The sequence below is a fragment of the Thermosynechococcus sp. M98_K2018_005 genome (assembly GCF_015295825.1).
In the GTDB taxonomy this organism is placed as follows: Bacteria; Cyanobacteriota; Cyanobacteriia; order Thermosynechococcales; family Thermosynechococcaceae; genus Thermosynechococcus.
The window spans coordinates 1-9,056 of the sequence record NZ_DVEH01000082.1; the positions used below are offsets into that span (position 1 = coordinate 1).

Below are 9,056 nucleotides of genomic sequence, written 5' to 3' on the forward strand. Positions count from 1 at the left end.
GGTCAGCAGTCCCTTCTCAACTTGGCGGGCAATGGTCAATTGGATCGGCAGCCCTTTGGGCTCACCTTCAGAGGCAAGATGAAATAATGAGTTGACAGAACTCCACCAAACCCAAGATAATAAAAGATCGCTGACCAAAATCTATCACGAGCGGAACTGGCGGAATTGGTAGACGCGCTAGATTCAGGTTCTAGTGTCCGCAAGGACTTCGGGGTTCAAGTCCCCGGTTCCGCATCCCAGGAAGCCTGTAAAGTAGGGTACGATAGAAGCATTGGCTTCTGTGGGCTGTCATTATGACTTTTTCGTCCATTGCCGTTCGCGAACTCCCCATTTTTCCCTTGCCGGATGTCGTGCTCTTTCCGGGGCGACCACTACCACTCCACATTTTTGAATTTCGCTACCGCATCATGATGAATACGATTCTCGAGAGCGATCGCCGATTTGGCATCGTGATGTGGGATCCGCAAACGGGTCGGCCAGCCACGGTGGGCTGTTGTGCGGAAGTGCGTCGCTACGAACGGCTTCCCGATGACCGCATGCTCATTGATTCCTTGGGTCAGCAGCGGTTTCGCATCTTGGACTACGTGCGTGAAAAACCCTACCGCGTTGGACTGGTGGAGTGGATTGAGGATGAACCCACCAGCATTGATCTGCGCCCCTTGGCCAAGGAAGTACGGCAACTCCTCGAAGATGTGGTGCGCCTCTCAGCAAAACTGACGGAACAACCGATGGAGCTGCCCCCGGATGTACCCACGGCTGCCCTTGAACTATCCTATTGGATTGCCAGTAATTTTCGCGGTGTCGCTCAGGAGCAGCAACGCCTTCTAGAGCTACAATCCACCTACGATCGCCTGCTGCGGGAAGCAGAAATTTTAACCACCACCCGCAATCACTTGGCGGCCCGCACTGTCCTCAAGGAAACCTTCAAATAGGCCGTGTTCTTCTCGGCGGAATATGTTACGCTAAGAATCTTGGTTATTTTGCATCATATTGCCTTGCAGGGGAGAAAACCAATGAGCCGCGTTTGTCAACTGACTGGAAAAAAAGCCAATAACGCCTACGCTATTTCCCACTCCCACCGGCGGACGAAAAAACTGCAGGAAGTCAATTTGCAATGGAAACGGGTGTGGTGGCCAGAAGGCAAACGTTGGGTGCGGCTGCGCCTCTCTACTAAAGCCATTAAAACCCTTGAGCGCAAAGGCCTGAGTGCATTTGCCAAAGAAGCTGGCTTGAATCTCAACAAACTCTAAAGGATTAGCTAGTCTTAAAGATCGATGCGGCCATAGTGAGCGAGGATGTCCCGCTGGCCAGTTTGTTGCTGCATTTGCCAAGCCCACAATTGATCCCCAAGGGAAAAGTGCCACCACTCGTTGGGATGGCGTTGAAATCCTGCATGGCGCATTGCTTGATAGAGAACTTGGCGACGTTGGGCAAAACAGGCAGCATTGGCCTGCCCAGGATAGCGATCGTAAAAATCAGGAAAGGAACGTTCAGAAACTTCATCAATGGCACCCCCCATCTCCAAGGGATGGCCTGCTTGGTCAGCGAGGGTGAGATCAACGGCAGCACCGGTGCTATGGGGGGGTGGTTTTTGTGGATCTAAACTGGGCACCGCCCAAAATTGATAAACCTGTTGCCAAATCTCGCTGGCGATCGCTGGCTCAAGTTGCTGCAAATCATACCCCCGTTCTTGGCAGAGGGTAGCAAAGGTATGCGCCACCATGAACTGCTGCACCGCAATTGGGCGATAGGCATCAAAAATCGCCAGTTGCCAGCCGTAAGGCTCTAAGAACACTTGGGCACGCTCAAGGGCAGCAATCACGCCTAGGCGCAAGTAAAAGGGCGAAGCATTGCCATAGGGGGCACCGAGGCTTTGATAAGGATGGGGTTGCAGCCGCAGAAAAGCAGGCGGAATAGGCGCTAGGGGTTCCCCACACTCTGCAATCGGAATTTTTGTATAGGGCTTATCCCCCATCAGGACTAGGACTTGGCTTCCCGATCTAGTGCCAGTTCGACTTGCTTAAACTCTTGTTCGAGGCGGGCTTTCAACTTCTCAGGGAGGGGACGATTCGGATAGGAACTGTAGTGACCCGCAAGGGAGTTGAGGGCAGTTTGCATCGTCATAAAGGAAGAGAGCGATCGCAGGGAGTCATCGCGACGGTAGAGGGCAAAGAAGTCATTCAGCTTTTTGCGAGCGTCTGCTTGAGCCGCCTTTTTGTTGGGGTCATTATCCGGTAGGGCGATCGCTTCCCGCAGGCTACTAATGAGAGTAAGGGTATCTTCACGGAAGTTGCCTGTTAGCCCAGTGGGTACATTGGCACAACTGGTCAGGAGCAGTGACACACTCAGGAAAAGTGCGCAAACCATCGCCCAAAAACGTTTCATATCAAACCCCAAAACAAAATTAGGTCTTAAGATACCCATGAGGCTGATCTTAGCAAGAATTGGCTCCCCTAACTCGCTTCTGTCCCTGCGAAAAGGGCTGTATTTGGGGCATGATGATCTCAGTCTTCATCAATGCTTAGGTGATCAAGGGGTGCGGGAACGCGCTTGGCAATGACAATCTACTTTTATCGCGTCAAGGATGCCTACGGCAGTTTTTCCAATTTCTCTCCCCACGGGTTTACCCTAGAGGGCTATTACTGGCCAACAGCGGAGCACTACTACCAAGCCCATAAATTCTTTGGCACTGCCCATGAGGCCTTTGGTCATACCATTCGCATCGCCCCAACTCCTGAAGCGGCTGCCCAACTCGGTCGCAGTGGTCGCTACCCCGTTCATCCCCAGTGGGATCAGCTGAAACAGCCAGTCATGTGGCGTGCTCTTGTGGCTAAATTTACTACCCATCCCGACCTGCGGCAACTGCTCTTGGCAACTGGAGATGAAGAATTGGTGGAAGATTCCCCGGTAGATAGCTATTGGGGTTGTGGGGGCGATCGCCAAGGCTCGAACTATTTAGGACGGCTACTGATGCATTTGCGGCACTGTCTGCGCCAAGGGGCAGATCTTCACACCTTCACCCCCCTGCAAGATTGCCCATTCGGCTAAATGCCATGACTTTTGCCCACCACCCAGTGCCGCCGGAAAAAACGGGCAAGGCTGGATTCTTGCAGTTGCAGACAGATGGGGCGACCATGGGGACAGGTGTGGGGTTGACGACAGCGGTACCACTGATCCACCAGGGTTTGCATTTGCGCAAGGGTGAGGGGCGTGCCGTTACGAATGGCACTGCGACAGGCAACGGCTACCTTGGCACCGGTCAGATCCGCCACTTGGCTGAGTTCCATGAGGGCGGCTCCCACATCTGGGCGATCGCGCAATAGAGCAGGAACACGGCGCACGGCCCAAAGCTGTACCCCAAAGGGGGCGATCGCTAACCCCCAGTCTTGAAAACGTTGCACTTGCGTTTCCGTGAGGGATTCCACCAACACCGGCTGCTCTAGCTCCACCGCCTGCCAATCCGCTTCAATTTGCTCGTAAAGCACCCGTTCATGGGCAATGTGCTGCTCAATCAGCCAGATTCCCTCGGCGTGCTCAACAATAATGTAGGTATTGTGCAACTGCCCGACCACTTTCAGGGTTGGCAAAGAAACTTGAGCTGAATTGGGCGATAACAGTGTCCGATAGCGATTTGGTGGTTCAGCCGCCTTGAACACCTGATAGCTGCTGGCATTACTCAGGGGGATTGAGGGGTAGGCAAGGAGTTGGCTAATGCGTTCTACCAAGAGGACTTGCCATTGCTCTGGCTCCCGTAGATAGATCCTGCGCTTTTGGGGTTCTGCTGACCAATCAATCGCTGCCGGGGGTAAATGGAGATGGGCAATGCACAGAGGAAAGCGCTGCCGCGGTAACCCGCGCCCAAAGGCCTCAAGAATCACCTGCTGCCACGAGGGATCACTGTGCAGCTCTACCCACCGGCCATTAACGGCCACTCCTAACCCATCGGGGCGGGGACGATGGTGGCGATCCGGCGGCGCCAAGACCAGTTCAATTTGGGCATCACTCATTTGGCGCAGATCTTGGGGATGGAGTTGCGGGATGACTTGCAGCAGGCGATCGCCCAAAGACGTTACCGCTGGCCAGTGACACCACTGTTTGCCATCCTTGAGGAGGTACCAAGCCACCTGCGGAAAACACAGGGCGATTTCCTGAAGCCGCCGCTGTACCTGTTTCGGATTCGCTCCCTGTTGACGTTGCGGCCAGTCCTGAAAAATTTGCTCAGCAATGACGCGAGTCCCCACGGCCATTCCCAGAGGACGCTGGCTGCGCACTTGACCGTGGGCATCATAACTCACTCGCCAACCGGTATCTGCCTCGCGATGGCGACTGCAAATGGTTAATTGTGCCATTTGTGCCAAGCTATGAAGGGCTTGACCACGGAAGCCTAGGGTGGTGATGTCGGCGAATTCCCCGCTGGCGGGCAACTTGCTGCTAGTGTAGGGGAGAGCCACTTGGGTGAGATCTGCCCAGCGAATCCCTTCGCCATTGTCTGTGACCTCAAGATGCCATGCAGAAGGGCGCCAGTCGAGGTGAATGCGACTCGCCCCGGCATCGAGAGCATTTTCCACTAGTTCTTGGACAACCGTGGCTAGGGAGTCGAGGGTTTCAGCGGCAGCGATCGCCCGCTGCATTGGGAGAGGCAAGGGGACAACCGTCAGGCCATCACTCATGGCAGCCATTCTTGGGCAACGTCAAAAATTTGGTGAGCCAGAATTAACTTTGGTACCTTGGCAAGATCGCGCGATCGCCCCTGACGATCCAGCACTACGGCGGCATTCTCAACAGTGCCAAAGCCACAATCCGCTTGATCGACTGCATTGGCAACCATCAAATCCAAGCCCTTGCGTTCTAGCTTCTCGCGGGCGGGCGTTACAATATCTCCCGTTTGGGCGGCAAAACCAATCAGACGTTGGTGGGGCTGGCGCATCTGAGCCACCGCTTGCAAAATATCGGGCACAGGACTTAGGGGTAAGGTTGCAGGCAACTCCGATTTCGGGAGCTTTCCCGACCACTGTTGTGCCGGACGGACATCGCCAACGGCGGCAGCCATGACCAGCCAATCTGCCTCTGGCCAAGCTTTCTTGACAGCTTGCAGCATACTTTCACTGTCAATTGCCTCAATGGCCGTGACTTGGGGAGGAATGGGTTCGGCGATCGCCCCATGAATCAACGTCACCTTTGCACCGCGATGAAGGGCTGCCCTTGCCAGAGCGATCCCCATTTTCCCCGTTGCCGGATTACCAATGAAGCGCACTGCATCCCAATATTCACGGGTGCCCCCCGCCGTAATCAGCAGATGCTTGCCAGCTAAGTCTCGCTTGCCGTGGGTATAGGCCAAAGAATCTAGATAGGCAATAATTTCCTGCGTCTCTGCCATCCGCCCCACACCGACGCTGTCACAGGCCAAGCGGCCATAGGCCGGAGGTAGGCAATGATAACGGGGCTGTTGTTGCAGTTGTTGCCAATGGGCTTGTACCGTCGGTTGCTCCCACATGGTCGTGTTCATGGCCGGTGCCACCAAAATTGGCATTTGGGAGGCCAGCACCGTACTGGTCAGTAGGTTATCCGCCAAACCCAGCACCAGCTTCGCCAACGTATTGGCGGTGAGGGGAGCAATTAACATCAGTGTTGCCGTTTCCGCCAGTTCAATATGCAGTGGTCGCGGCGCTTGGGGGTGCCAAAAATCCGCATCTCTGAATACTGATCGCCGGCACAGCGTCGAAAGGGTCAACGGCGTAATGAACTGCGAGGCGGTCTCTGAAAGAATGGCAGAAACTTGCCACCCCGCCTTTACCTGCGTGGAGATGACATCACAGATTTTATAGGCAGCAATACCACCCCCCACCCCCACCAGCAAATGAGGAACTGTTCTAGGACTCGTCAAAGGCCTCTAAATCAAGAAGGTACAAATAAGGTTCCACTAGCTCCGGTCGCTGGAAGGCGATCGCCCGCAGCAGATGCCAATCCTCCAAAGCGGCAAAGGGGGTGTCATAGTCATCTTCCTCCAGTCGCCGTGCCAAAGCAGCCACATCCTGTGGTGTGAGGTGGTTGATATACTCTGGCGAATAGTGGTGTGTATGTGTAACCGCCATACCCCCCCTTGGGCTTGAACCAACTTTTTCTCTGCCTATTTCTCTATTGTAGCTAAATCCACCTCTCTTTCATCCCCTAGCGCTGGACAACCAGCTTCCTCTGCCCCTCAGGAGATTGACGGCGACTGAGCATTGAGGTACTCACCAATTTTCTTGTCGATTTTCATAATATGACTGAGAAGCCAATTGGCAAGACTTTCATGGAGGCGAATAGCGAGAGACTCATCGCCAGGCGATTGGCGATAGGCACTTTGAAAATCTTTCAGAAGCGTCAAAAACTGGCGATGGGCTTGACAGTTAGTCTCGGCCAAGGGGCATTGCGCTTGGTGAGCACAGCTTTCTTCCCGTTCAAAGTGCCACTCGGCATAGTACTTCAAGAAAGCAAGCAGTCGCTGAATTGCCCCCCGCCCCTCGCCGCGATTAATTGCGCCGGCGAGATCATTGACTGCCTCCACCAGCTCGCGGTGGTGAGCATCAATCATTGCCACACCAGTTTTTAAATCATCCGTCCATTCAAAGTAAGTAAGAGCCATGCCTATCATTCCCAGACACAATGTTGAGTTTAACAGGCAGTTACCGCCTTGGCTTTGTCTGCTGTTACAGCGCTGACGTACTCGCCAATTTGCTTATCCACAACTGCAATGTGGTTAAACGTCCAGTCTACCAACTGCTTGTGAAAAGTCACTGCTAAAGCTTCCAATGTATCTGAACTGCCCTGGCCTGCCAGTTCTGCTGTTCTTGCAGCTTTATATTCCTGCTCAAACTTGGCAATGAGCTGACGGAAAGCCTCATGCTCTCGAAGATTGCGTTCAGCAATCGGACATTGATATTTGGCAGCCAGCTCCTCTTCATAGCGAAAGTGCCAATCGGCATAGGACAAAGCACAGGCAAAAATGCGCTTCATTGTTGCTGCTCCTTGTCCCTGCTGAATGGCCTCTCCCAACTCATTGAGCATGGCCAGCAATTCCTTGTGCTGGTTGTCAAGGCCAGCATGGCTCGTTTTCAACTCTTCTGTCCATTCAATACGCGTTATTTCCATCACGGTCAACCTCCTTTCATCCCACTGGCTGAGCTTTCACTTTCAAGAATGACAGTACACCTGTGAGAAATGATTGACTAAGAGATCCGCTGCTCTCCTCTGCAGAGTGGGGCGGCGCTGTTGGTGAGGAGGGTGAGGATTCGGTGCTGATATTGATGATCTCTTCCGCCAACCCAGCCACCATCAGCCGAAAACAGATTTTTTGCACCTCTAGAACAGGTAAATTGAGGGCTTGGGCAATTCCCTCTAAGGTGACGGTTTTGTCCACATATTCCCAGACCTGCCATTCCACAGGGGTCAAGCGGCAGGGAGGTTGCCCTTCACTCAAGCTAATCATGGTCGAATCGGGCAAGGGCAACTTGTCCATCATCGGCGTCCAATCTCGCAGGAGCCGCAAACCTGCTAAGGCTACCTCTCGCGGCGGTGCGCTCAAGCCCGTCATTTCCGCCAACGGCAAGGGGTGATTGGCATCAAACTTGAACCATCCTTCAGTGAGACTAAACAACTCTGGAATCGGCGTGAGCACTTGCTGCTTAAAGAGCAACTGCAACTGTTGGCTATCCAAGGCTCCTTGGGTTTTCAGCAGCAGGCCAAGTGGCTGGCTGAGGGGGTATAGCTTTAAAAGCCGCTGAATCGTTGTCACATGTATGAACCCGCGTTGCTCAATGAGCTGTTGCAGGCCTTGATGGTCAAGTTCGGAGGTGGCGGCCACAATCTGACCTAAGCGAAAGAAAATGTAGTGGTGCTTGAGTGGTACAATAGGCAGGGTCTCTGTTTCAACTGGCTTGATCGAAAGACACCCTGTTTTTTGCCCCTGTTCTAGAAAGCGAAAGATTTCCCCTAAGGAAAATTCAGATAAATACCCAGTGATTTTCATTTAGTTTTCCCCCTTCCTATGAATTTCAGTCCCTGTCTCCTTGAAACTCAACTACTGCTTAACAGCATCCCAGTTCAGTTGTTCAGCTTGGTGCCTGGCATAGGTTTCAATTAGCATCATCATGGCCGCGGCAACAGACCCTTGGTCAAGGGCATTCACCTGTACCATGGGCGGGCGATTGTGGGGGCTGAGATAGCCAAGGGCGGTCGCAATATCCTCCGGCGGCCAAGCATTTGGGTTATCGGCATGACTCAGACCAATCACCATAGGAATCTTGGCACGGTGGCGCATAAAGGCCAAAATGCGACGGGCGGCTCGAAAATCTTGGGGACGGTGGGAACTGACCAAGAGAATAAAGGCATGGGCCTTGCGAATCAGAATCTCCCACATGAAATCAAACCGCTCTTGCCCCGGCGTGCCGTAGAGGTGCAAAGCTACATTGGGGCCAAATTGAAGTCGGCCAAAATCCATTGCCACTGTAGTTTTCTCTTTCCAACTCCCCACCTCATCCGTAGCTTTGCGATCCGTATCGACCGGTTCAATTTCGCTAATCGTGCGAATAAATGTAGATTTCCCTGCCCCTACTGGCCCAGTAATGACAATCCGCATGATTTCCATGGCGCTACTTTCCTCCTTTGGCAAGGACAGGGACGGTTAAACACCTACTGATTGCAATCCTCCTGTTAACTGTGGTTGCAGTTCAGCAATGACATTCTTAATTTCCAGGTTAATAATGCCCTGTTTGGCTGCTGCGTCTGCCAATACCAGCAATACCGCCTCGTCAGTACAGCTAGTAAGAATGCCATAGCCATTCGTACCTTCGACAAGAATCCGCTCAATCTGACCCCGGCTCAGTTCTCGACCAATCCGTTCGCCTAAGGACAGCATCGCCGCTGACATAGCGGCCACTCGCTCATCATCCATTCCTGCGGGTAGTGCTGCCGCCAAGGTCAAGCCATCGGGGGAAACCAGTGCCGCCCCTTGCACGTTACTGACATCAGCAACAAACTTTTGTAATGTTGCTTGCAGTTTTGCTGCATTAATCGCC

At 53.3% G+C, this 9,056-nt stretch carries 13 protein-coding genes and 1 tRNA gene; 4 read left to right on the plus strand and 10 right to left on the minus strand.

Features of this window, described 5'->3' with window-relative positions; genetic code table 11:
• Positions 1-150 precede the first annotated feature (150 nt).
• From IGQ15_RS10650 to rpmB, 3 genes are all read left to right on the plus strand, one after another.
• Positions 151-234: transfer RNA gene (locus IGQ15_RS10650), tRNA-Leu, on the plus strand.
• 56 nt (positions 235-290) lie between these two features.
• Entirely contained in the window at positions 291-932 is a 642-nt protein-coding gene (locus tag IGQ15_RS10655) for an LON peptidase substrate-binding domain-containing protein (RefSeq protein ID WP_363315847.1), read from the plus strand.
• 81 nt (positions 933-1,013) lie between these two features.
• A complete protein-coding gene (gene rpmB / locus IGQ15_RS10660) occupies positions 1,014-1,250 on the plus strand; it encodes a 50S ribosomal protein L28 (RefSeq protein ID WP_024125479.1) in 237 nt (78 codons plus the stop codon).
• Positions 1,251-1,264: 14 nt separating this feature from the next.
• Here rpmB and IGQ15_RS10665 read toward each other — a convergent pair whose 3' ends face one another.
• Together IGQ15_RS10665 and psb27 are read right to left on the minus strand one after the other, a co-directional pair.
• Complete coding sequence (locus IGQ15_RS10665; protein ID WP_297051596.1) at positions 1,265-1,975, minus strand: M15 family metallopeptidase; 711 nt, start codon at positions 1,973-1,975, stop codon at positions 1,265-1,267.
• A gap of 5 nt (positions 1,976-1,980) precedes the next feature.
• Entirely contained in the window at positions 1,981-2,385 is a 405-nt protein-coding gene (gene psb27, locus IGQ15_RS10670; RefSeq protein WP_297051598.1) for a photosystem II protein Psb27, read from the minus strand.
• Between the two features lie 171 nt (positions 2,386-2,556).
• On the opposite strand from psb27, the gene IGQ15_RS10675 reads away from it, so the two are divergent.
• Positions 2,557-3,048: an NADAR family protein gene (locus IGQ15_RS10675; RefSeq protein WP_297051600.1), complete on the plus strand. Its 492-nt coding sequence runs from the start codon at positions 2,557-2,559 to the stop codon at positions 3,046-3,048.
• Here the strand turns inward: IGQ15_RS10675 and mutL are convergent.
• The 8 genes from mutL to IGQ15_RS10715 all read right to left on the minus strand — a co-directional run.
• On the minus strand, positions 3,045-4,670 hold the full coding sequence (mutL, locus tag IGQ15_RS10680; protein ID WP_297051601.1) for a DNA mismatch repair endonuclease MutL: 1,626 nt from the start codon (positions 4,668-4,670) through the stop codon (positions 3,045-3,047). The two genes, IGQ15_RS10675 and mutL, sit on opposite strands and share 4 nt — an antisense overlap.
• Entirely contained in the window at positions 4,667-5,884 is a 1,218-nt protein-coding gene (coaBC, locus tag IGQ15_RS10685; protein ID WP_297051603.1) for a bifunctional phosphopantothenoylcysteine decarboxylase/phosphopantothenate--cysteine ligase CoaBC, read from the minus strand. The genes mutL and coaBC overlap by 4 nt, the downstream gene beginning before the upstream one ends.
• Complete coding sequence (locus tag IGQ15_RS10690; RefSeq protein ID WP_297051604.1) at positions 5,871-6,092, minus strand: DUF2555 domain-containing protein; 222 nt, start codon at positions 6,090-6,092, stop codon at positions 5,871-5,873. Before IGQ15_RS10690 ends, coaBC begins: the two co-directional genes overlap by 14 nt.
• A 107-nt stretch (positions 6,093-6,199) precedes the next feature.
• A complete protein-coding gene (locus tag IGQ15_RS10695) occupies positions 6,200-6,625 on the minus strand; it encodes a hemerythrin family protein (RefSeq protein WP_297051606.1) in 426 nt (141 codons plus the stop codon).
• Between the two features lie 29 nt (positions 6,626-6,654).
• Positions 6,655-7,131: a hemerythrin family protein gene (locus IGQ15_RS10700; protein WP_297051614.1), complete on the minus strand. Its 477-nt coding sequence runs from the start codon at positions 7,129-7,131 to the stop codon at positions 6,655-6,657.
• Positions 7,132-7,147: 16 nt separating this feature from the next.
• Positions 7,148-8,008, minus strand: a complete 861-nt coding sequence (locus IGQ15_RS10705; RefSeq protein ID WP_297051608.1) for a DUF4388 domain-containing protein — start codon at positions 8,006-8,008, stop codon at positions 7,148-7,150.
• A 51-nt stretch (positions 8,009-8,059) separates the two neighbouring features.
• Positions 8,060-8,626: an ATP/GTP-binding protein gene (locus IGQ15_RS10710; RefSeq protein ID WP_297051610.1), complete on the minus strand. Its 567-nt coding sequence runs from the start codon at positions 8,624-8,626 to the stop codon at positions 8,060-8,062.
• Between the two features lie 36 nt (positions 8,627-8,662).
• Positions 8,663-9,056 (minus strand): roadblock/LC7 domain-containing protein (locus tag IGQ15_RS10715; protein WP_297051612.1); only part of this gene is annotated, 394 nt, incomplete at its 5' end.

Coding starts and splice junctions, on each gene's coding strand:
- rpmB (WP_024125479.1), top strand. CDS start 1,014: ATGAGCCGCGTTTGTCAACTGACTGGAAAAAAAGCCAATAACGCCTAC.
- IGQ15_RS10665 (WP_297051596.1), bottom strand. CDS start 1,975: ATGGGGGATAAGCCCTATACAAAAATTCCGATTGCAGAGTGTGGGGAA.
- psb27 (WP_297051598.1), bottom strand. CDS start 2,385: ATGAAACGTTTTTGGGCGATGGTTTGCGCACTTTTCCTGAGTGTGTCA.
- IGQ15_RS10675 (WP_297051600.1), top strand. CDS start 2,557: ATGACAATCTACTTTTATCGCGTCAAGGATGCCTACGGCAGTTTTTCC.
- mutL (WP_297051601.1), bottom strand. CDS start 4,670: ATGAGTGATGGCCTGACGGTTGTCCCCTTGCCTCTCCCAATGCAGCGG.
- IGQ15_RS10690 (WP_297051604.1), bottom strand. CDS start 6,092: ATGGCGGTTACACATACACACCACTATTCGCCAGAGTATATCAACCAC.
- IGQ15_RS10695 (WP_297051606.1), bottom strand. CDS start 6,625: ATGGCTCTTACTTACTTTGAATGGACGGATGATTTAAAAACTGGTGTG.
- IGQ15_RS10700 (WP_297051614.1), bottom strand. CDS start 7,131: ATGGAAATAACGCGTATTGAATGGACAGAAGAGTTGAAAACGAGCCAT.
- IGQ15_RS10705 (WP_297051608.1), bottom strand. CDS start 8,008: ATGAAAATCACTGGGTATTTATCTGAATTTTCCTTAGGGGAAATCTTT.
- IGQ15_RS10710 (WP_297051610.1), bottom strand. CDS start 8,626: ATGGAAATCATGCGGATTGTCATTACTGGGCCAGTAGGGGCAGGGAAA.